General features: G+C 70.4%; 17 protein-coding genes. 11 read left to right on the top strand and 6 right to left on the bottom strand.

The features are described 5' to 3' along the window. The first annotated feature begins 131 nt into the window (after positions 1-131). The 5 genes from MMB92_RS06770 (at position 132) to ugpC (ending at position 5,232) form a co-directional block, all read left to right on the top strand. A complete protein-coding gene (locus MMB92_RS06770; RefSeq protein ID WP_006477974.1) occupies positions 132-1,457 on the top strand; it encodes a sugar ABC transporter substrate-binding protein in 1,326 nt (441 codons plus the stop codon). 113 nt (positions 1,458-1,570) lie between these two features. Next, the gene (locus MMB92_RS06765) at positions 1,571-2,524 is read left to right on the top strand and encodes a sugar ABC transporter permease (protein ID WP_006496497.1); all 954 of its coding nucleotides are present in this window, start codon (positions 1,571-1,573) and stop codon (positions 2,522-2,524) included. Continuing rightward, positions 2,521-3,372, top strand: a complete 852-nt coding sequence (locus tag MMB92_RS06760; protein WP_006484674.1) for a carbohydrate ABC transporter permease — start codon at positions 2,521-2,523, stop codon at positions 3,370-3,372. The genes MMB92_RS06765 and MMB92_RS06760 overlap by 4 nt, the downstream gene beginning before the upstream one ends. After that, positions 3,369-4,067 carry an HAD family phosphatase gene (locus MMB92_RS06755; protein WP_006496495.1) on the top strand — a complete coding sequence of 233 codons (699 nt, stop codon included), beginning with the start codon at positions 3,369-3,371 and terminating at the stop codon, positions 4,065-4,067. Before MMB92_RS06760 ends, MMB92_RS06755 begins: the two co-directional genes overlap by 4 nt. A 55-nt stretch (positions 4,068-4,122) precedes the next feature. Beyond that, on the top strand, positions 4,123-5,232 hold the full coding sequence (gene ugpC, locus MMB92_RS06750) for a sn-glycerol-3-phosphate ABC transporter ATP-binding protein UgpC (protein WP_006496494.1): 1,110 nt from the start codon (positions 4,123-4,125) through the stop codon (positions 5,230-5,232). 14 nt (positions 5,233-5,246) lie between these two features. On the opposite strand, the gene MMB92_RS06745 is transcribed toward ugpC, so the two are convergent. Then, the gene (locus tag MMB92_RS06745; protein ID WP_212158318.1) at positions 5,247-6,131 is read right to left on the bottom strand and encodes a LysR family transcriptional regulator; all 885 of its coding nucleotides are present in this window, start codon (positions 6,129-6,131) and stop codon (positions 5,247-5,249) included. Between the two features lie 113 nt (positions 6,132-6,244). On the opposite strand from MMB92_RS06745, the gene MMB92_RS06740 reads away from it, so the two are divergent. Together MMB92_RS06740 and MMB92_RS06735 are read left to right on the top strand one after the other, a co-directional pair. Beyond that, positions 6,245-7,441, top strand: a complete 1,197-nt coding sequence (locus tag MMB92_RS06740) for a serine hydrolase domain-containing protein (RefSeq protein WP_277562609.1) — start codon at positions 6,245-6,247, stop codon at positions 7,439-7,441. Beyond that, on the top strand, positions 7,438-8,661 hold the full coding sequence (locus MMB92_RS06735) for an MFS transporter (protein WP_205672325.1): 1,224 nt from the start codon (positions 7,438-7,440) through the stop codon (positions 8,659-8,661). Before MMB92_RS06740 ends, MMB92_RS06735 begins: the two co-directional genes overlap by 4 nt. A gap of 28 nt (positions 8,662-8,689) precedes the next feature. Here the strand turns inward: MMB92_RS06735 and MMB92_RS06730 are convergent, their stop codons facing one another. The 4 genes from MMB92_RS06730 to MMB92_RS06715 form a co-directional block, all read right to left on the bottom strand. After that, on the bottom strand, positions 8,690-9,703 hold the full coding sequence (locus tag MMB92_RS06730; RefSeq protein ID WP_077019627.1) for a sugar-binding transcriptional regulator: 1,014 nt from the start codon (positions 9,701-9,703) through the stop codon (positions 8,690-8,692). 63 nt (positions 9,704-9,766) lie between these two features. Continuing rightward, positions 9,767-11,248, bottom strand: a complete 1,482-nt coding sequence (gene xylB / locus MMB92_RS06725; protein WP_006485856.1) for a xylulokinase — start codon at positions 11,246-11,248, stop codon at positions 9,767-9,769. Between the two features lie 104 nt (positions 11,249-11,352). Continuing rightward, entirely contained in the window at positions 11,353-12,747 is a 1,395-nt protein-coding gene (gene dalD, locus MMB92_RS06720) for a D-arabinitol 4-dehydrogenase (RefSeq protein ID WP_058901765.1), read from the bottom strand. A gap of 172 nt (positions 12,748-12,919) precedes the next feature. After that, positions 12,920-13,831 (bottom strand): LysR family transcriptional regulator, encoded by a 912-nt coding sequence (locus tag MMB92_RS06715; RefSeq protein WP_006485519.1) that lies wholly within the window; start codon positions 13,829-13,831, stop codon positions 12,920-12,922. Positions 13,832-13,930: 99 nt separating this feature from the next. Here MMB92_RS06715 and mdlC point away from each other — a divergent pair, with 99 nt between their 5' ends. The 4 genes from mdlC to MMB92_RS06695 all read left to right on the top strand — a co-directional run bounded on the left by mdlC (position 13,931) and on the right by MMB92_RS06695 (position 19,639). After that, positions 13,931-15,535: a benzoylformate decarboxylase gene (gene mdlC / locus MMB92_RS06710; RefSeq protein WP_062884348.1), complete on the top strand. Its 1,605-nt coding sequence runs from the start codon at positions 13,931-13,933 to the stop codon at positions 15,533-15,535. 29 nt (positions 15,536-15,564) lie between these two features. Further along, positions 15,565-17,016 (top strand): aldehyde dehydrogenase, encoded by a 1,452-nt coding sequence (locus tag MMB92_RS06705; protein WP_062884349.1) that lies wholly within the window; start codon positions 15,565-15,567, stop codon positions 17,014-17,016. 14 nt (positions 17,017-17,030) lie between these two features. Further along, complete coding sequence (locus tag MMB92_RS06700; RefSeq protein WP_062884350.1) at positions 17,031-17,975, top strand: 2-dehydropantoate 2-reductase; 945 nt, start codon at positions 17,031-17,033, stop codon at positions 17,973-17,975. Between the two features lie 257 nt (positions 17,976-18,232). Next, on the top strand, positions 18,233-19,639 hold the full coding sequence (locus MMB92_RS06695; RefSeq protein ID WP_034201905.1) for an MFS transporter: 1,407 nt from the start codon (positions 18,233-18,235) through the stop codon (positions 19,637-19,639). 20 nt (positions 19,640-19,659) lie between these two features. Here MMB92_RS06695 and kynA read toward each other — a convergent pair whose 3' ends face one another. Then, a complete protein-coding gene (kynA, locus tag MMB92_RS06690; protein ID WP_006482479.1) occupies positions 19,660-20,595 on the bottom strand; it encodes a tryptophan 2,3-dioxygenase in 936 nt (311 codons plus the stop codon). Positions 20,596-20,599 lie beyond the last annotated feature (4 nt).

The raw sequence follows: 20,599 nt of genomic DNA, 5'->3' as shown, positions 1-20,599 counted from the left end.
AGCTGTGATTCGAGCTTAACGGCTCGCAGGAGACACAAGCTGTGCCGTAGCCGCCAACCGGCAAAGCAGCGCGCCAAACGGCGCGCCACCACTGAAGTTTGAAGCAAATCGAAGATATAAGGAGACATGCCATGCAACGAAAGATGCTCGACGCCGCCGCCCGCTGTTTCGCCGGAGCCGCGCTCGCGACGGCGGCCTGCGCGGCGTCCGCCGGCACGCTGACGATCGCGACGCTGAACAACCCCGACATGATCGAGCTGAAGAAGCTGTCGCCGGCGTTCGAGAAGGCGAACCCCGACATCAAGCTGAACTGGGTGATCCTCGAGGAGAACGTGCTGCGCCAGCGCGCGACGACCGACATCACGACCGGCAGCGGCCAGTTCGACGTGATGGCGATCGGCACCTATGAAACGCCGCAGTGGGGCAAGCGCGGCTGGCTCGCGCCGATCACGGGCCTGCCGGCCGATTACGACCTGAACGACATCGTGAAGACCGCACGCGACAGCCTGTCGTACAACGGCCAGCTCTACGCGCTGCCGTTCTACGTCGAAAGCTCGATGACGTTCTACCGCAAGGACCTGTTCGCGGCGAAGGGGCTGAAGATGCCTGACCAGCCGACCTACGACCAGATCGCCGAATTCGCGGACAAGCTCACCGACAAGTCGAAGGGCACCTACGGGATCTGCCTGCGCGGCAAGGCCGGCTGGGGCGAGAACATGGCGTACGTGTCGACGGTCGTGAACACGTTCGGCGGGCGCTGGTTCGACGAGAACTGGAACGCACAGCTCACGTCGCCCGAATGGAAGAAGGCGATCAATTTCTACGTGAACCTGCTGAAGAAGAACGGCCCGCCCGGAGCGAGCTCGAACGGTTTCAACGAGAACCTGACGCTGACCGCGTCCGGCAAGTGCGCGATGTGGATCGACGCGACGGTCGCGGCTGGGATGCTCTACAACAAGCAGCAGTCGCAGGTGGCCGACAAGATCGGCTTCGCGGCCGCGCCGGTCGCCGCGACGCCGAAGGGCTCGCACTGGCTGTGGGCATGGGCGCTCGCCGTGCCGAAGACGTCGAAGCAGCAGGACGCCGCGCGCAAGTTCATCGCGTGGGCGACGTCGAAGCAGTACATCGAGATGGTCGGCAAGGACGAAGGCTGGGCGTCGGTGCCGCCGGGCACGCGCACGTCGACGTATCAGCGCGCCGAGTACAAGGCCGCCGCGCCGTTCTCCGACTTCGTGCTGAAGGCGATCGAGACGGCCGACCCGAACGATCCGTCGCTGAAGAAGGTGCCGTACACGGGCGTGCAGTACGTCGGGATTCCTGAATTCCAGTCGTTCGGCACGGTGGTCGGCCAGTCGATCGCGGGCGCGGTCGCGGGCCAGATGTCGGTCGACCAGGCGCTCGCCGCGGGCCAGGCCGCGGCCGACCGCGCGGTGCGGCAGGCCGGCTACAAGAAGTAACGCGCAAGCCGTCGCGCGGCCCGCGTCGTGCGCCGTGGCACACGGCGCGGGCCGGCGAGGCGGACAGGCGGGCGGCCGTTCGCGCCCGCGCATCAACCGGAGGGACTCCGATCATGCGTCACCTGCGTCTTCCCCTGAGTCACGCTCACGCGCCGTCGGTCGGCGACGCGTCGTCGCCGCCCGGCGCGCCGCGCCGCGCGCGCGGCGGCGCGAGCTGGCTCGTGTCGCCGTCCGTCGCGGTGCTGCTGCTGTGGATGTCGATTCCGCTCGCGATGACGATCTGGTATTCGTTCTCGCGCTACAACCTGCTGAACCCGGACGTGAAGGGCTTCGCCGGGTTCGACAATTACCGCTTCCTCGCGACCGATCCGTCGTTCCTGCCGGCGATCTGGCACACGCTCGTGCTGATCGGCGCGGTGCTCGCGATCACCGTGGTCGGCGGCGTGCTGATGGCCGTGCTGTTCGACCGCAAGTTCTACGGGCAGGGCGTCGCGCGCCTGCTCGCGATCGCGCCGTTCTTCGTGATGCCGACCGTCTCCGCGCTGATCTGGAAGAACATGATCCTGCATCCGGTGTACGGGCTCGTCGCGAACGCGATGCGCGCGCTCGGGATGACGCCGATCGACTGGTTTGCCGATTACCCGTTGACCGCGGTGATCATCATCGTCGCGTGGCAATGGCTGCCGTTCGCGTTCCTGATCCTGTTCACCGCGATCCAGTCGCTCGACCAGGAGCAGAAGGAAGCCGCGCGCATCGACGGCGCCGGCCCGATCGCGATGTTCTTCTACATCACGCTGCCGCACCTGAAGCGCGCGATCGCCGTGGTCGTGATGATGGAGACGATCTTCCTGCTGTCGATCTTCGCGGAAATCTACACGACGACCGGCGGCGGCCCCGGCGACGCGACGACCAACCTGTCGTACCTGATCTACGCGCTCGGCCTGCAGCAGTTCGACGTCGGCCTCGCATCCGCGGGCGGCATCATCGCCGTCGTGGTCGCGAACGTCGTGTCGTTCTTCCTCGTGCGGATGCTCGCGCGCAACCTGAAAGGGGAATACGAGAAATGAGCGACCTGACCTTCTCGGGCCGGCGCGCGCCGGCCGCGTTCGACCTCGTGCGGCGCGCGCTGCCCGGCACGCTCGCGTGGCTGATCGCGCTCTTGCTGTTCTTCCCGATCTTCTGGATGGCGATCACCGCGTTCAAGACCGAGCAGCAGGCGTACGCGTCGTCGCTGTTCTTCATGCCGACGCTCGACAGCTTCCGCGAGGTGTTCGCGCGCAGCAACTACTTCGCGTTCGCGTGGAATTCGGTGCTGATCTCGGCCGGCGTCACGGTGATCTCGCTGCTGTTCGCGGTGCCGGCCGCCTACGCGATGGCGTTCTTCCCGAACCACCGCACGCAGAAGGTGCTGCTGTGGATGCTGTCGACCAAGATGATGCCGTCGGTCGGCGTGCTGGTGCCGATCTACCTGCTGTGGAAGAACGCGGGGCTGCTCGATACGGTGTCGGGGCTCGTGATCGTCTACACGCTGATCAACCTGCCGATCGCGGTGTGGATGACCTTCACGTACTTCAACGAGATCCCGAAGGACATCCTGGAGGCCGGGCGCATCGACGGCGCGTCGACGTGGCAGGAAATCGTCTACCTGCTGATGCCGATGGCGCTGCCGGGGCTCGCGTCCACCGCGCTGCTGCTCGTGATCCTGTCGTGGAACGAGGCGTTCTGGAGCATCAACCTGTCGAGCTCGAACGCCGCGCCGCTGACCGTGTTCATCGCGTCGTACTCGAGCCCCGAAGGGCTGTTCTGGGCGAAGCTGTCCGCCGCGTCGCTGCTCGCGGTCGCGCCGATCCTGATCGTCGGCTGGCTGTCGCAGAAGCAGCTCGTGCGCGGGCTCACGTTCGGGGCGGTCAAATGAGCGCGGCAAATCATGGCGTGAACGTGCTGATCTGCGACTGCGACGGCGTGCTGATCGACAGCGAGGCCGTGGCCGCCGACGTGATCGTGCGCGAACTCGATGCGCGCTGGCCGGGCGTCGACGCGCGGCCGGCCGTGATGCCGCTGCTCGGGCTGCGCATCGAGCGCGTGCTGGCCGGGGCGGCCGATGCGGTCGGCCGCACGCTGTCGGCCGACGACGTCGACGCGATCCGCCGCGCGGTGGAGGCCGCGGCCGTCAACGCGCCGATGGTCGACGGCATCGATGCGGCGCTGGCCGCGATTCGACTGACGACGGCCTGCGCGAGCAACAGCTATCGCGCGTACGTCGAGGCGGCGCTCGCACGCACCGGCCTCGCGCGCTTTTTCGGCGACCGGCTGTTCTGCGCGGATTCGGTCGCGCGGCCGAAGCCGGCGCCGGACGTGTATCTGGCGGCCGCGCGCACGCTCGGCGCGGCGCCCGCGAATTGCCTGGTCGTCGAGGACAGCGTGACCGGCATCACCGCGGCGGCGGCGGCCGGCATGACCGTGCTCGGCTTCGTCGGCGGCGGGCACGCATCGGCGGCCCAGATCGACGCGTTGCGCAGCATCGGCGCGCGTCACGTATTCGACGACATGCACGAGCTGCCCGGCTACGTCGCGCGCTGGCAGGCGACGGGCGCGGTGCTGCCCCACTAGCAACGATCAGGCGCTGCCTGCACGGCGGCGCATCACGAACGAACGGAGACAGATCATGGCAAGCGTGCTCCTGCGCAACATCGCGAAGCGCTACGACGACACCGAAGTGCTGCGCAACGTGAACCTCGACATCGCCGACGGCGAATTCGTCGTGTTCGTCGGCCCGAGCGGCTGCGGCAAATCCACGCTGATGCGGATGATCGCCGGCCTCGAGGACATCTCGAGCGGCGACCTGCTGATCGACGGCGCGAAGGTCAACGACGTGCCGAGCGCGAAGCGCGGCATCGCGATGGTGTTCCAGTCGTATGCGCTGTATCCGCACATGACGCTGTACGACAACATGGCGTTCGGCCTGAAGCTCGCGGGTGCGAAGAAGCCCGAGATCGACCAGGCCGTGAAGCAGGCCGCGAAGATCCTGCACATCGACCACCTGCTCGATCGCAAGCCGAAGCAGCTGTCGGGCGGCCAGCGGCAGCGCGTCGCGATCGGCCGCGCGATCACGCGCAAGCCGAAGGTGTTCCTGTTCGACGAACCGCTGTCGAACCTCGATGCCGCGCTGCGCGTGAAGATGCGGCTGGAGTTCGCGCGGCTGCACGACGAGCTGAAGACGACGATGATCTACGTGACGCACGACCAGGTCGAGGCGATGACGCTCGCCGACAAGATCGTCGTGCTGTCGGGCGGCGCGGTACAGCAGGTCGGCACGCCGAATGCGCTGTATCACGCACCGGCGAACCTGTTCGTCGCGGGCTTCATCGGCTCGCCGAAGATGAACTTCCTGAAGGGCGCGGTCGAATCGGCCGATGCGGGCGGCGTGCTGGTGCGCTTCGACAGCGGCGAGACGCAGCGCGTGGCGGTCGACGCGGCGGGGCTGCAGCGCGGCGCGGCGGTGACCGTCGGCGTGCGGCCCGAGCACCTGCTGGTCGATGCGGCGGCGGCCGGCGTCGCCGCGCGGACGATGGCGGTCGAATCGCTCGGCGATGCCGCGTATCTGTATGCGGAGTCGGCCGTCGCGCCGGACGGGCTGATCGCGCGGATTCCGCCGCTCGACACGTACCGCACCGGCGAGGCGCTGCGCGTGCATGCGCAGCCCGAGCACTGCCACCTGTTCGACGAAAACGGGCAGGCGTTCCGGCGGCTGAGCGCGCACGCGAAGGCGGCGTGACGGCGGCGCGCCGGTTACAGCCGCAAATGCTCGGCCATGTAGTCGACGAACGCACGTAGCTTGGGCAGCGGATGGCGGCCGGACGGCCACAGCACGTAGAACGGCGTGCGGCTCGCGACGTGATCGTCGAGCACTGCGCGCAGCCTGCCGTCGGCGAGCGTGTCGCGCACGAAGAACTCGGGCAGGCACGCGATGCCGAGCCCGCGCAGCGCGAAGCACAGGCGCGTCTCGGCGTTGTTGCTGACCATCGAGACGGGTACCTCCGGCGGCGTGCCGGTGCGCGGCGCGCGCAGCGGCCAGATCTCGAGCTTGCCGCTGCTCGGGAATCGGTAATGCAGGCAGCGGTGCTGCGCGAGGTCGGCCGGCGTGCGCGGCGTGCCGTGCCGTTCGAGATAGTCGGGCGACGCGACCAGGTGCTGGCGGAAGTGGCCGAGCAGCCGCGACGACAGTCGGGAATCGGTCGGATGGCCGGTGCGCAGTACCACGTCGAAGCCTTCGTCGATCACGTCGACGATCCGGTCGCTGAAATCGATGTCGAGCTCGATCTCCGGATACGCGGCCATGAAGTCGGCGAGCACCGGCAACAGCAACGTGCCGATCGTCGGCAGGCTCACGCGCAGCCGCCCGCGCGGCGCCTCGACGCTCTGCGTGAGTTCCCGCTCGGCCGCGTCGATTTCGGCGATCACGCGCCGGCATCGTTCGAGAAAGCGCGCGCCTTCGGCCGTCAGCGTGATGCTGCGCGTGCTGCGGTGAAAGAGCCGCACGTTCAGGCGTGCCTCGAGCCGCGCGATGCGCTTGCCGATCGCCGACGCCGACAGTCCGAGCGCACGGCCGGCCGCGACGAAGCTGCGCGTTTCCGCGACCTGGACGAACACGACGAAGCCGCCAAGATTTTCCATGCAGGTTCTCGATTACGGACACCCATGTCCGGAGTGTCCGGAACTCTAACCCGATTTTTCTTCTCGTGCCGGCTCCCTACGATGGGCGTTCCTTCACTGTTCGAGGTCACGCCATGTCATCACTGCCTGCCACCGCCCGCCGCGCCGAACCGGATGCCGCGCTGCGCGCCCGGCTCGATGCCGTGCTCGACCGCGCGTTGGCCGATGCGCGCGCGGTCGGCGCGGTCGTGCTGGTCGCGCGCGACGGCGAATTGCGTTATGCACGCGCGGCCGGGCTGGCCGATCGCGAAGCCGGCACGCCGATGCGCGAGGACACGCTGTTCCGGCTCGCGTCGGTATCCAAGCCGATCGTGACGGCCGCCGCGATGCGGCTGGTCGCGACATCGAAGATCGGGCTCGACGAGCCGGTCGCGCGCTGGCTGCCCGCGTTCACGCCGACGCTCGCGGACGGCACGCCGGCGAACATCACGCTGCGGCATCTGCTGTCGCATACGGCCGGGCTCGGCTATCGCTTTCTCGAAGCCGACGCCGACGGCCCGTATGCGCGCGCGGGCGTGTCCGACGGGATGGACCGCGCGAGCCTGTCGCTCGCCGAGAACGTCCGGCGCATCGCCGGCGTGCCGCTGCAGTTCGCGCCCGGCACGTCGTGGGGCTACTCGCTTGCGACCGACGTGGTCGGTGCGCTGATCGAGGCGGTCGACGGCCGGCCGCTCGCTGACGCCGTGGCGGCGCTCGTGACGACGCCGCTCGGGATGACCGACACGGCATTTTTCACGCATGACGCGGCGCGTCTGGCGACGCCTTACGTCAGTACGCCCGACGTGCCGCGCCGGATGGCGGACGACGATCTCGTGCCGGTATTCGACGGCACGGTCGGCATCCGCTTCGAGCCGGCGCGCGCGTTCGATGCGACCGCGTGGCCGTCGGGTGGCGCGGGCATGGTCGGCACCGCGCACGATTGCCTGACGCTGCTCGATACGCTGCGCACGGGCCTCGACGGCTGGCTCGCACCGCGCTGGATCGACGAGATGGCGCGGGTGCAGCCGGGCGCGCACGACTTGCCGGATGCGCCGGGATTCGGTTTCGGGCTCGGTTTTTCCGTGCTGCACGACCCGGTGGCCGCGCAATCGCCGGAGTCGGTCGGCACCTGGCGCTGGGGCGGTGCGTACGGGCACGCGTGGTTCGTCGACCGCGCGGCAGGGCTGACGGTGGTGGCGTTGACCAATACGTTGTACGAAGGGATGCACGGGCGCATCGTCACCGACGTGCGCGATGCGGTGTATGGCGTCGACGATCGGAGCGCGCAATGAGCGAGTGCGTATCCGTCTCCGACCGCGCCATCGATCGAGCGGCAGATCCGTCCACGCCGGCCCGCGCACGCTTGCCCGTCGCGAACCTGCTCGCGCTCGCCACCGCCGGCTTCATCACGGTGCTCACCGAAGCCCTGCCGGCCGGCCTGCTGCCGCTGATGAGCGCCGACCTGCACGTGACCGAGGCGCTGATCGGCCAACTGGTGACCGTCTACGCGCTCGGCTCGATCGTCGCGGCGATCCCGCTCGTCGCCGCGACCCGTGCGATGCGCCGGCGCCGGCTGCTGCTCGCGGCGCTGGCCGGCTTCGTCGTCTCGAATGCGCTGACGGCCGGGTCGCCGTATTACGCGCTCACATTGGCGGCGCGGTTCGTCGCGGGGATGTCGGCCGGGCTGCTGTGGGCGCTGCTCGCGGGCTACGCGAGCCGGCTGGTCGACCCGTCGCTGCGCGGCCGTGCGATCGCGATCGCGATGCTCGGCATACCGGCGGCGATGTCGATCGGCATTCCGGCGGGCACCGCGCTCGGCGCGATGTTCGGCTGGCGCATCGCGTTCGCGGGCATCACGCTCGCGGCGCTCGTGCTGATCGGCTGGATCCGGCTGCGTGTGCCCGACTATCCGGGGCAGGCGGCCGGCGCGCGCGAGCCGGTGCTCGGCGTGATGACGCTGCCCGGCGTGCGGCCGGTGCTGGCGGTGATGTTCGCGTACGTGCTCGCGCACAACCTGCTGTACACGTACGTCGCGCCGTTCCTCGCGGGCGTGCGGATGGGCGCGCAGGTCGACGTGGTGCTGTTCGTGTTCGGCGTCGCGTCGCTGGTCGGCATCGCGCTGACGGGCGCGTGGATCGGCGCCGCGCAGCGACGCCTGACGCTCGCCAGCATCGCGCTGTTCGCGCTGGCGGCGGCGATGCTCGGCGCCGGCTCAGGGATGACGGTCGTCTATGCGGGCGTCGTGCTGTGGGGGCTCGCGTTCGGCGGCGCGCCGACGCTGTTCCAGACGGCCACCGCGAACGCGGCGGGGGAATCGGCCGACGTCGCGCAGTCGATGCTCGTGACGGTCTGGAATCTCGCGATCGCCGGTGGCGGCATCGCAGGCGGGATGCTGCTCGGCGCGACGGGCGCCGGCGCGATTCCGTGGGTGCTCGTCGTGCTGCTGGCGCTGGCGTGGGTCGGCGCGTGGCGCGCCCGCCGCCATGCATTTCCGGCACCGCGCGCGGCCTGAGCCGGCGTGCGCGATGGCGACGTCGGCGTCAGGCCGCCTTCGCGGCGAGCGCGGCGCGCGCGCAGGTTTCGTCGGTGACGAGCCCCGACAGCCAGCCGCCGCGCAGCGCGGCAATCACCGCGTCGTGTTTCTTCGGGCCGCCGGCGAACGCGATCGTCGGCAGCTTCGGCGGCGTGGCGAGCGCGACGCTCGTCACGCGCGCGCTGGTCGACACGGTGATCTGCGTGCCCTGCGCGTCGATCGGCACGCCGAGCAGTTCGGCCACCGCGCCGAGCGCGGTCATCTCGTCGCGCTCCTGTTCGGTGATGAAGCCGTCTTCGTAGAGCGGGCAGTGCGGGCCGATGTTGCCGATCCCGACGAACGCGACGTCGGCCTTGCCCGACAGCGCCTCGACGATCCGGTACAGCCGGTGATTGCACCACTGCGCGCGTTCGGCGTCGCTGTCCGCGAACAGCGGCGCAGGCAGCAGGAAGTGCTTGCTGCCGGTTTTCTCGGAGATGTACTGCGCGACGTCGTAGCGGTTCGACGAGCCGTCGGCCGCGATCGCGCCGACCATCGATACGAGCCGGTGCTGCGGGCGGTCGATTTGCGCGATCTGCGCGACCGCGGCCTTCAGCGTCCGGCCGCTGCTGACCGCGATCACCATCGGCCGCGTTTCGTTCAGGTAGCGCTCCATCACCTGCGCGCCGGCGACCGCGAGCTTGCGGTCGATCGCGTCGGGCGCATCGGCGTCGACCGGCACGACTTCGCACATCGCGAGGCCGTAGCGTTTCGACAGTTGCGCGCCGAGATCGAGACAGTCGGCGAGCCGATGGTCGACGCGCACACGGATCAGGTTCTTCTCGACCGCGAACGCGACGAGGCGCTGTGCGACGGGGCGCGACACCTGCAGCTTTTCGGCGATTTCGTTCTGCGTGTCGCCCGCGACGTAATAGAGCCACGCGGCGCGCGTGGCGAGATCGAGTTTTTCTGAGGACTTGGACACGATAGCGATTCGGTTCGGATCTGGGGGCCGCCCCGCGGACCGGCCGGCGGGCCGCATGACGGCATCCACTGTACCGCATGTCGCGCGCGCGGCCGGCGGCCGGTCGCGCGAGCGCGGCGCCTACGCGAGTCGTGCGCGCGACGGTTCGTACAGCGGCCGCACGTGGCGGTACAGCGTGCGGAACGCGTCGAGGCGTTCGCGCAGCCGCGCATGGCGGGCGGCGTCCGGCGCGTATTCGGCGCGTACCGGCGGCTTGGTCAGCACCGTATGCGGATCGCCGCCGACGGCCAGCCAGCCGAGCCGTGCCGCGCCGAGCGCCGCGCCGGTTTCGCCGCCGCCGTGCTGACGCGTGCGCACGTTCAGCGCGTCCGCGATCAGTTGCGCCCAGAACGCGCTGCGCGCGCCGCCGCCGATCAGCGACAACTGGTCGGTCTCGACGCCGGCCGCGTGCAGCGCGTCGAGACCGTCGGCGAGGCCGAGCGTCACGCCTTCGAGCACCGCGTAGCCGAGGTGCGCGCGGTCGGTTGCGTGCGTCATGCCGAAGAACGCGCCTTGCGCGTACGGATCGTTGTGCGGCGTGCGCTCGCCCGACAGGTAGGGCAGGAACAGCGGCGCCGCCGCGAGTGCGTCGGCGTCGAGCGCCTCGACTTCGGCGAGCAGCGCGGGCTCGTCGGTGCCGGTCAGCTTGCAGACCCAGCGCAGGCAACTCGCGGCCGACAGCACGACGCTCATCAGTTGCCAGCGGTCGGGAATCGCATGACAGAACGCATGCACGGCCGACGCGGGATTCGGCATGAAGCGGTCGCCGACCACGCTCAGCACGCCGGACGTACCGAGCGACACGAAGCCGTCGCCCGCGTGGATCGCGCCGATGCCGAGCGCGCTCGTCGCGTTGTCGCCGCCGCCGCCCGCGACCACGACGGCCTCGGACAACCCCAGTTCGCGTGCGACGTCCGCGCGCAACGTGCCGGACGGCGCGTTGCCTTCGACGATGCGCGGCATCTGCCCGCGCGTCATCCGGCACGCGTCGAGCAGCGCATCGGACCAGTCGCGGCGCGCGACGTCGAGCCACAGCGTGCCGGCCGCGTCCGACGGATCGGACACTTTCGCGCCGGTCAGCCGGAATCGCAGGTAGTCCTTCGGCATCAGCACGCACGCGGTCGCCGCGAACACGTCGGGCTCGTGCTTCGCGACCCACAGCAGTTTCGGCGCGGTGAAGCCGGGCATCGCAAGGTTGCCGGCCAGTGCGTGGAGATCGGGCGCGCGTTCGGTGAGCAGCGCGCATTCGTCGGCGCTGCGCATGTCGTTCCACAGGATCGCGGGGCGCAGCACGCGATCGTCGCGGCCGAGCAGCACGGCGCCGTGCATCTGGCCCGACAGGCCGATGCCGCGTACCTGCGCGAACGCCTGCGGGTGCCGTTCGCGCAGCGCGGCGAGCGCGGCGAGCGTGCCTCGCCACCAGTCGTCCGGATGCTGTTCGGCCCAGCGCGGATGCGGTCGCGACACGCTGAACGGCGAGCCGGCGGTGCCGACGACCGCGCCGTCCGGGGCGAGCAGCAGCACCTTCACTTCCGAGGTGCCGAGGTCGATGCCGAGATACATGAGCGATCCGTTCCGTCAGAGAGGAGCCGCTACTTTAGCCGTGCCGCACGGCATGTGCCAAGCGGGTTCGCCCGGTGGCGCGGCCGGGCGCCGCGCGCGGGTCATCAGCGTGCGGCGAGCCATGCGTCGACGCGCGCGAGCCCGGCGCGCAGCGCGTCGAACAGCGCCGCGTTGCCGGCGAGCGAGCCCCACAGCGCGCGGTTCGCGCCGAGCGCGACAACGGGGTCTGAGGCTCCGACGATCGCGCGGGCGCTGCTGTCGTCCATCACGCCGTCCTGGTACGCATACGGCAGCGTGCCGCGCGCCCAGCGTTCGAGAAAGCGCAGGAACAGTGCGGGCAGCACGGCGGTGGCGATGGGTGCCGCGCCGCGCGCGAACGATTCGACGAGCGTCGGCGCGATGAAACCGGGGATCTTCGAGAAACCGTCGGCCGCGACGCGCTGGTTCGTGTCGAGCACGTACGGATTGCCGAAGCGCTCCAGCACGACGTCGCGGTAGCGCGCGAGATCGAGCGGGCTCGGCGTGAGGCACGGGATCACGTCCTGCGTCACGTAGTCGTGCGCGAAGCGGCGGATCGCCGGGTCGTGCGTGCCTTCGTGGATGTAGGTATGGCCCGCGAGCGTGCCGGCCCATGCGATGCAGCTGTGCGTCGCGTTGAGGATGCGGATCTTCGCTTCCTCGTACGGATGCACGTCGTCGACGAGTTCGGCGCCGGCCAGCTCCCAGCGTGGCCGGCCGGCCGCGAAACGGTCCTCGATCACCCACTGGATGAACGATTCGCCCATCACCGGGCACGCATCGTCGACGCCGGTGGCCGCGAGGACGCGCTCGCGCACGTCGGCGGTCGGGCGCGGCGTGATGCGGTCGACCATCGCGCTGGGCGTCGCGACGTGCGCATCGAACCACGCGAGCAGGCCGCCTTCGCCGCGCCGTTCGAGGAATTCGCGCATGCCGGCGCGAAAGCGTGCGCCGTTGTTGCGCAGGTTGTCGCAGCTTTGCAGCGTGAGCGGGCCCGCGCCGCGCTTCACGCGTTCGGCGAGCAGCGCCGCGAGCGCGCCGTACAGCGTCGTGCGCGCGCCCTGCAGGTCGGCGGCGAGATCGGCATTGGCGACGTCGAGCCGGTTGTGTTCGTCGAGGTAGTAGCCGCCTTCGGTGACGGTGAACGACACGATCCGGCAGGCCGGATCGGCGCCGGCGTCGATCAGCGCGGCAAGGTCGATCGACCACGGCAGCACGCACGTGATCGCGCGGATCGTCTCGTACGCGCGCTCGCCCTGCGGGGTGACGGTTTCGAGCGTGTACGCGCCGTGCTGCGCGGCGAGCGCGTCCATCGTCGCGCGCATGTCGTCGCGGATGTTGCCGACGGTCAGCGACCAGCGCTCGTCGGCCGGCACGGCGGCGTTCACGCGGTGCAGATACCACGCCTGATGCGCGCGGTGAAACGAGCCGGCGCCGATGTGCAGCAGCACGGGCGCGTGGGCGGAGGGCGATTCGCTCATCCGGTGTCTCCTTTTCCTGCCTGTCTGTCCTGTCGAATACGATCATTTGCTCTTTATGTGAGCGAATGATCGTATTCGGGCGAACGAAAGTCAAGGCGGGGACGCGGCATTTCGATGGTGCGCTGCGGCGGCGCGCGGGCCGGGCGGACGCGGAGCCGGCAGGAAACGAACGTCAGCGTCCTTCGCGCGTGAGGGCGACGAGTTCGTCGAGCAGCTTGCCGGCCGGCCCCGGCAGGATGCCGTGGCGGCGCCGGAACGCGGTGAGCGTGCGCACCGCGACCACTTCGCGCACGGGCAGCGTGTCGATCGTGCCGGCGCGCTGCTCGGCGCCGACCATCGGCTCGGCCATCCAGCTCAGGAAACCGGCGTGCGCGACCAGGCTTTTGAGCGTCGTGACCGAGCGCGTCTCGACCGCGATGTCGGGCAGCGGCAGCCCGTGCGCGTCGAAGGTCGCGCGCATGTGGTCGAACGGCGCGGTGCCGCGCGGCGGAATCGCCCAGCGCGCGTGCAGCGTATCGGCGAGCGTCGGCGGGCGGCCGAGCGCGCGCAGCGGATGGTGCGGCGCCGCAACGATATGGCTGCGGTCTTCCCAGCGGCACTCGGGAATCGCGACGATCTCGTCGGTATCGGGCCCGTGCGCGGACAGCGCGAGGTCGATCTCGTGCTTGATCAGCCCTTCCGCGAGCCGGTCCCACACGCCTTCGATGATCTCGACGCGCAGGTTCGGCCAGCGGTCGAGCACGCGGCCGACTGCGATCGGCAGCACGAGGCTCGCGATGCTGCCCACCGCGCCGACCTTGATCGTGCCCTTCGCGAACCCGCGCATCGCGTCGAGCTCCTCGCGCGCATGCTCGGCCTCGTGCTGCAGCAGCGTCGCATGCGGCAGCAGCGCCTCGCCGAACGCGGTGAGCTGCACGCCCTTCGAATGGCGCTCGAACAGCGGCGCGCCGACCTGTTCCTCCAGCCGCTTCAGGATCCGGCTCAACGCCGGCTGCGTGACGTGCAGCGCGTCGGCCGCGCGGCCGAGGCTGCCGGACGCGACGATCGTCGTGAACGCGCGTAATTGTCGGAGATCGAAAGTCATGCCGGATCGTAATGGCTTTTTGCAGAAAATACAGTATCCGAGAATGGCTTGCACTTCGATACTGTGGAAACCGCCCAGTCATCGAGGAGACACCCGAGCATGTCCGGCCATCCGCCCCCTTCCGCATCGATCACCGTCCGCGACGCGGTCGTCGACCTGCTCCGTCAGTTCGGCATCGACCGCGTGTTCGGCAATCCCGGTTCGACCGAGCTGCCGATGTTCCGCGACTTCCCCGACGATTTCCGCTACGTGCTCGGCCTGCACGAAGCCGTCGTGGTCGGGATGGCCGACGGCCATGCACAGGCCACCGGCAATGCGGCGGTCGTCAACCTGCATTCGGCGGCGGGTGTCGGCAACGCGATGGGCAATCTGTTTACCGCGTTCAAGAACCGCACCCCGCTGATCGTCACCGCGGGCCAGCAGGCGCGCGCGATTCTGCCGTTCGATCCGTTCCTCGGCGCGACGCAGGCCGCCGAGCTGCCGAAGCCGTACGTGAAATGGAGCATCGAGCCGGCGCGGGCGCAGGACGTGCCGGCCGCGATCGCGCGCGCGTACCGCATCGCGATGCAGGAGCCGCGCGGCCCCGTGTTCGTGTCGATCCCGGTCGACGACTGGGACCAGCCGGCCGAACGGCTGCCGCGGCGCTACGTCAGCAGCATCGTGCGGCCCGATCCCGACGCGCTCGCGCGGCTCGGCGACGCGCTCGACGCCGCGCGGCGCCCGGCGTTCGTGGTCGGCGCGGCCGTCGATCGCGCGGGAGCATGGGACGACGTCGTGCGCCTCGCCGAGCGGCACCGGGCGCGCGTGTACGTCGCGCCGATGTCGGGGCGCTGCAGCTTTCCGGAAGACCATCCGCTGTTCGCCGGCTTCCTGCCCGCGATTCGCGAGAAGATCGTCGCGCGGCTCGACGGGCACGATCTCGTGTTCGCGTTCGGCGCGCCCGCGTTCACCTATCACATCGAAGGCTTCGGCCCGCACGTGCCGCCGGGCGCGACGCTCGTGCAGCTCGTCGACGATCCGGGCGTCGCCGCGTGGACGCCGTCGGGCGATGCGGTCGTCGGCAATTTGCGGCTCGCCGCGCGCGACCTGCTCGCGCGACCGGCGCCGCCCGAGCGGCCGATGCCCGCGGCGCGCGCGCCGCGGGTACGCGTCGACGCGCCCGCCGCCGGCGAGCGCATGTCGGTCGCGTTCGCGCTGCAGACGCTCGCCGACGTGCGCGACGCGTCCGACATCGTCGTCGAGGAGGCGCCGAGCGCGCGGCCGGTGATGCAGGAGCATCTGCCGTTCACGCGCAGCGGCACGTTCTACACGATGGACAGCGGCGGGCTCGGCTACGGGATGCCGGCCGCGGTCGGCGTCGCGCTCGCGCAGCCGGGCCGGCGCGTGATCGGGCTGATCGGCGACGGCTCGAGCCTGTATTCGATCCAGGCGTTGTGGAGCGCCGCGCAGCTGAAACTGCCGATCACGTTCGTGATCCTGAACAACCGGCGTTACGCGGCGCTGCAGGATTTCGCGCCCGTGTTCGGCTTTGGTCCGGGCGACCCGGTGCAGGGCACCGAGCTGCCCGACCTGGATTTCGTCGCGCTCGCGCAAGGGATGGGCTGCCGCGGCGTGCGCGTCGCCGAAGCGGCGAAGCTGCGCGACACGCTGACCGACGCGCTGCGTGCCGCGACGCCGGTCGTCGTCGAAGTCGAGATTGCGTGACGCGCCGCGCGCGTCCTTCCGGAGATGCCATGCAAACCGTAGCGATGCTGATCGGCGGCGAACGCCGCCACTCGTCCGGCGGCGCGACCTTCGTGCGCCGCAACCCGCTCGACGGCCAAGTCGCGTCCGAAGCGCCCGCATGCACCGTCGACGATGCGCGCGCGGCGGCCGATGCGGCTGCCCGTGCATTTCCTGACTGGGCCGCGCTCGGGCCCGGCGCGCGGCGCGCCTTGCTGCTGAAGGCGGCCGCCGCGCTCGAAGCGAAGCACGACCAGTTCGTTGCGGCGATGGCGGCCGAGACGGGGGCGTCCGCGCTGTGGGCTGGCTTCAACGTTCACCTCGCGGCGAGCGGGCTCGTCGAGGCCGCATCGCTCACCACGCAGGTCGGCGGCGAGCTGATTCCGTCGGACGTGCCGGGCTCGCTCGCGATGGGCGTGCGGCAACCGGCAGGCGTCGTGCTCGGCATCGCGCCGTGGAACGCGCCGGTGATCCTCGCGACGCGCGCGCTCGCGCTGCCGCTCGCGTGCGGCAACACGGTCGTGCTGAAGGGCTCGGAGCTGTGTCCCGTCACGCACGGGCTGATCGTCGAGGCGCTGCAGGAGGCCGGACTGCCGCCGGGCGTCGTCAACTTCGTGACGAACGCGCCCGACGATGCGGGCGCCGTCGTCGATGCGCTGATCGCGCATCCGGCCGTGCGCCGCGTGAATTTCACCGGCTCGACGCGGGTCGGGCGGATCGTCGCGCAAGCGTGCGCGCGTCACCTGAAGCCGTCGGTGCTGGAACTCGGCGGCAAGGCGCCGTTCGTCGTGCTCGACGATGCCGATCTCGACGCGGCGGTCGCCGCGGCCGCATTCGGCGCATTCGCGAATTCCGGGCAGATCTGCATGTCGACCGAGCGCATCGTCGTCGACGCGGCGATCGCCGATGCGTTCGTCGCGAAGCTCGCCGACAAGGCCGCGTCGCTGCCGCTCGGCGATCCGCGCAACGGGCCCGTCGTGCTCGGTTCGCTGATCGACACGAAGGCGGTCGAGCGCTGCAACGCGCTAATCGACGATGCGCTCGCGCACGGCGCGACGCTGCTGTGCGGCGGCAAGGCCGACACCACGTTGTTCCCGGCGACGCTGCTCGACCATGTGACGCCGGCGATGCGCATCTACGCGGAAGAATCGTTCGGCCCGGTGAAGGGCATCGTGCGCGTCGACGGCGAGGAGGCCGCGATCCGTTGCGCGAACGACAACGCGTTCGGGCTGGCGTCGGCCGTGTTCAGCCGCGACGTCGCGCGGGCGCTGCGCGTCGCGGCGCGCATCGAATCGGGCATCTGTCACGTGAACGGCCCGACCGTGCACGACGAGGCGCAGATGCCGTTCGGCGGCGTGAAGGACAGCGGCTTCGGCCACTTCGGCGGCACGGCCGGCATCGCCGCGTTCACCGACCTGCGCTGGATCACCGTGCAGACGGCGCCGCGCCACTATCCGTTCTGACGAGGCCGCCGACGATGAGAATTGCAATTCTGGGCGCCGGCGCGATGGGTTCGCTGTTCGGCGCGCGACTGGCCGAAAGCGGCGAAGCCGTCACGCTGATCGACGTGAACGATGCGCATCTCGATGCGATCCGCCGCGACGGGCTGCATATCGACGACGACCGCGGCGAACGGCGCATTCGCACGCTGCAGGCCGTGCGGCCGGACGCCGCGAATGCGGCCGCGGCCGCCGCGCCCGACACACCGTTCGATCTGCTGATCGTTTTCACCAAATCGCTGCACACGCGCGCCGCGCTAGACGGCGTGCGCGCGCTGCTGACGCCGGACACGTTCGTGCTGACGTTGCAGAACGGGCTCGGCAACGTCGAGACGCTGAATGCGTTCGTGCCGCTCGAGCGCATCCTGGTCGGCGTGACGACGTGGCCGGCCGATGCGGCCGGGCCCGCGCACGTGCGCTCGCACGGCGCCGGCACGATCCGCATGATGACGGCCGACGGCGCGGCACGCCCGTTCGCGACGGTCGTGGCCGACACGCTGTCGCGCGCGGGGCTCGCCTGCACGCTCGATGCCGACGTGTGGGCCGCGATCTGGGAGAAGGTCGCGTTCAACGCGGCGCTCAACACGCTGTGCGCGACGACGGGTTGCACCGTCGATCAGCTCGGCCATCATCAGGACGGGCCGCGGCTCGCGCTGGCGATCGCGGCCGAGACGGCCGCCGTCGCGCGCGCGAAGGGCATTGCGGTCGACGGCGAGCGCGTCGCACGCAACGTCGAGCATGCGATCCGCGACCATCGCGGCCATCGCCCGTCGATGCTGCAGGACGTGCTCGCGGGCCGCCGCACCGAAATCGACGCGATCAGCGGCAAGGTCGTCGCGGCCGCGCGCGAAGCGGGCGTCGCGGTGCCGCATGCCGAGACGCTGCTCGCGCTCGTCCGGTTGATCGACGCACGGACGAACTGAGCCACAGGCCGGCGGCCGGCTCGCGCCGCATGACGATACGGAGGCCGCGCCCGTGGGGCGACGGCGCCGGGTCGTGAAGGGTGGAACAAGACGCCGACGCCGATGCACGGGCGCCGGTCGATGCACAGCACGAGATCCGGGCACGCATGCGCGCCAGCCCGGACAACCGGAGACGCCATGAAAACCATCGAATGCCGTTGTCTTGCCGCGCGCCGTTCGCGCACGTTGCCGCCGACGTGCGGCGCCCGGGAGGCCGCATGAGCACGCACGACGCACTGGATGGCCGGCGGCCGCCGTCGATCGACATCGGCACGACGCTCGACGACGGGCCGTTTACGCTGATGCAGCGCTGCGTGGTGCTGCTCGCCGCGCTCGCGATCGTGCTCGACGGGTTCGACGGCCAGCTGATCGGCTTCGCGATTCCCGTGCTGATCCGCGAATGGGGTATCACGCGCGGCGCGTTCGCGCCGGCCGTCGCGGCGGGGCTGGTCGGGATGGGCATCGGCAGCGCGTGCGCGGGGCTCGTCGCGGACCGCTTCGGCCGCCGCCAGGCCGTGATCGGCAGCGTGTTCCTGTTCGGCCTCGCGACCTGCGCGATCGGGTTCGCGCCCGACGTCGCGACGATCGCGATGCTGCGCTTTTGCGCCGGGCTCGGGATCGGCGGCGCGTTGCCGACGGCCACGACGATGACCGCCGAATACACGCCCGCGCGGCGCCGCACGATGATGGTGACCGCGACGATCGTCTGCGTGCCGCTCGGCGGGATGCTGGCCGGCCTGTTCGCGCACGAGGTGCTGCCGCGCTACGGCTGGCGCGGGCTGTTCTTCGCGGGTGGCGCGTTGCCGCTCGTGCTCGGCTTCGTGCTGGTGCGCGCGTTGCCCGAGTCGCCGCGCTATCTCGCGCGACGCCCCGCACGCTGGCCGGAACTCGGCGCGCTGCTCGCGCGGATGCAGCGGCCGGTCGCGCCGGGCACCGTGTTCACCGATACGAAGGACGCCCGCGCGCCGGGCAGCCGCGGCGGCTTCGGCGCGCTGTTCGCGAGCGGCCAGGCGCGCGACACGATCGCGCTGTGGTGCGCGTTCTTCATGTGCCTGCTCGCCGTGTACGCGGCGTTCAGCTGGCTGCCGACGATGCTCGCGGCGAGCGGGTTGAGCGTGTCGGTCGCGGGCTCGGGGCTCACCGCGTACAACCTCGGCGGCGTGATCGGCGCGTTGTTGTGCGCATGGGCGATCGCGCATGCGGGCTCGCGCTGGCCGCTCGCGCTGTGCAGCATCGGCGGCGCGGCGAGCGCGGTGTGGCTGATGGGTGTCGATGCGAGCCGCCATACGGGTTGGCTGATCGTCGGGCTCGGCCTGCACGGGCTATTCGTCAACGCGGTGCAGTCGACGATGTATGCGCTGTGCGCGTACATCTATCCGACGGCCGTGCGTGCGACGGGCACCGCGAGTGCGCTCGCGTTCGGCCGGCTCGGCGCGATTCTCAGCGCATTCGCGGGCGCGATCGTGATCACGGCGGGCGGCGCGGGCGCGTATCTGACGATGCTGGCCGTGGCGATGGGCGTGGTGTGCGTCGCGCTGCTCGCGGTGCGGCGGCACATTCCGCGGCTGTCGCGCGTGCCCGCGCCGCCGCGCGAAGGGGAGGAACTCGCCCGCCCGTCGTCGTGACGGCGGGCGCGTGACGTGCGTTACAGCGTGGTGCGCACGTGCCAGAGCTCGGGGAACAGCACGACGTCGAGCATCTTGCGCAGGTACGGCGCGCCGCTCGTGCCGCCGGTGCCCTGCTTGAAGCCGATGATGCGTTCGACCGTCGTCACGTGACGGAAGCGCCACTGACGGAACGCATCCTCGAGATCGACCAGTTCCTCGGCCATCTCGTACAGCTCCCAGTGCTGCTGCGGATGACGATAGACCTCGAGCCACGCGGCTTCGACCGTCTCGTCGTGCCGCATCGGCTGCGTCCAGTCGCGCTCGAGCCGCTCGGGCGCGATCGGGAACCCGCGCCGCGCGAGCAGGCGTACGACCTCGTCGTAGAACGACGGCGCCTCGAGCGTCGCGCGCACCTGTTCGAGGATGTCGGGCCGGTGCGCATGCGGCTGCAGCATCTGCGCGTTCTTGTTGCCGAGCAGGAATTCGAGCTGGCGATACTGGTACGACTGGAAGCCCGACGACTGGCCGAGATACGGCCGCATCGCCGAATACTCGGACGGCGTCATCGTCGACAGCACGTTCCACGCCTGTACCAGCTGCTCGAGGATGCGCGACACGCGCGCGAGCATCTTGAACGCGGGCGGCAGCGCGTCCGTGCGCACTGCATCGAGCGCGCCGCGCAATTCGAACAGCGCAAGCTTCATCCACAGCTCGCTCGTCTGATGCTGAATGATGAACAGCATCTCGTTGTGATCGGGCGACAGCGGATGCTGCGCGTCGAGGATCGAATTCAGCGACAGGTAGTCGCCATAGCTCATCGACTTCGAGAAATCGAGCTGCGCGTTGTGCCAGCCGGCTTGAGCGTCGGCCTCGCCCGGCACGTGCGGGGCTTCGTGCGCGGCTTGCGCCGGTTGTGCGGCGCGTGCGCCCGAGAACGGGCAGCCTGCCGGCGCGTCGCCGCCGGGGGGCTGCATATGA

Origin of the sequence: Burkholderia sp. IO2, from assembly GCF_029522185.1 — a bacterium.
GTDB classification, from domain to species: Bacteria; Pseudomonadota; Gammaproteobacteria; order Burkholderiales; family Burkholderiaceae; genus Burkholderia; species Burkholderia cenocepacia.
This window is presented reverse-complemented; position numbering and strand designations above follow the sequence as displayed.

Excerpts from the sequence above, each read along its gene's own strand:
- MMB92_RS06745 (WP_212158318.1), bottom strand. The coding sequence starts at position 6,131 with ATGGAAAATCTTGGCGGCTTCGTCGTGTTCGTCCAGGTCGCGGAAACG.
- kynA (WP_006482479.1), bottom strand. The coding sequence starts at position 20,595 with ATGCAGCCCCCCGGCGGCGACGCGCCGGCAGGCTGCCCGTTCTCGGGC.
- MMB92_RS06700 (WP_062884350.1), top strand. The coding sequence starts at position 17,031 with ATGAGAATTGCAATTCTGGGCGCCGGCGCGATGGGTTCGCTGTTCGGC.
- xylB (WP_006485856.1), bottom strand. The coding sequence starts at position 11,248 with ATGTATCTCGGCATCGACCTCGGCACCTCGGAAGTGAAGGTGCTGCTG.
- MMB92_RS06755 (WP_006496495.1), top strand. The coding sequence starts at position 3,369 with ATGAGCGCGGCAAATCATGGCGTGAACGTGCTGATCTGCGACTGCGAC.
- MMB92_RS06765 (WP_006496497.1), top strand. The coding sequence starts at position 1,571 with ATGCGTCACCTGCGTCTTCCCCTGAGTCACGCTCACGCGCCGTCGGTC.
- MMB92_RS06715 (WP_006485519.1), bottom strand. The coding sequence starts at position 13,831 with ATGACTTTCGATCTCCGACAATTACGCGCGTTCACGACGATCGTCGCG.
- mdlC (WP_062884348.1), top strand. The coding sequence starts at position 13,931 with ATGTCCGGCCATCCGCCCCCTTCCGCATCGATCACCGTCCGCGACGCG.
- MMB92_RS06735 (WP_205672325.1), top strand. The coding sequence starts at position 7,438 with ATGAGCGAGTGCGTATCCGTCTCCGACCGCGCCATCGATCGAGCGGCA.
- MMB92_RS06730 (WP_077019627.1), bottom strand. The coding sequence starts at position 9,703 with ATGCGGCCCGCCGGCCGGTCCGCGGGGCGGCCCCCAGATCCGAACCGA.
- MMB92_RS06760 (WP_006484674.1), top strand. The coding sequence starts at position 2,521 with ATGAGCGACCTGACCTTCTCGGGCCGGCGCGCGCCGGCCGCGTTCGAC.
- ugpC (WP_006496494.1), top strand. The coding sequence starts at position 4,123 with ATGGCAAGCGTGCTCCTGCGCAACATCGCGAAGCGCTACGACGACACC.
- MMB92_RS06705 (WP_062884349.1), top strand. The coding sequence starts at position 15,565 with ATGCAAACCGTAGCGATGCTGATCGGCGGCGAACGCCGCCACTCGTCC.
- MMB92_RS06770 (WP_006477974.1), top strand. The coding sequence starts at position 132 with ATGCAACGAAAGATGCTCGACGCCGCCGCCCGCTGTTTCGCCGGAGCC.
- dalD (WP_058901765.1), bottom strand. The coding sequence starts at position 12,747 with ATGAGCGAATCGCCCTCCGCCCACGCGCCCGTGCTGCTGCACATCGGC.
- MMB92_RS06695 (WP_034201905.1), top strand. The coding sequence starts at position 18,233 with ATGAGCACGCACGACGCACTGGATGGCCGGCGGCCGCCGTCGATCGAC.
- MMB92_RS06740 (WP_277562609.1), top strand. The coding sequence starts at position 6,245 with ATGTCATCACTGCCTGCCACCGCCCGCCGCGCCGAACCGGATGCCGCG.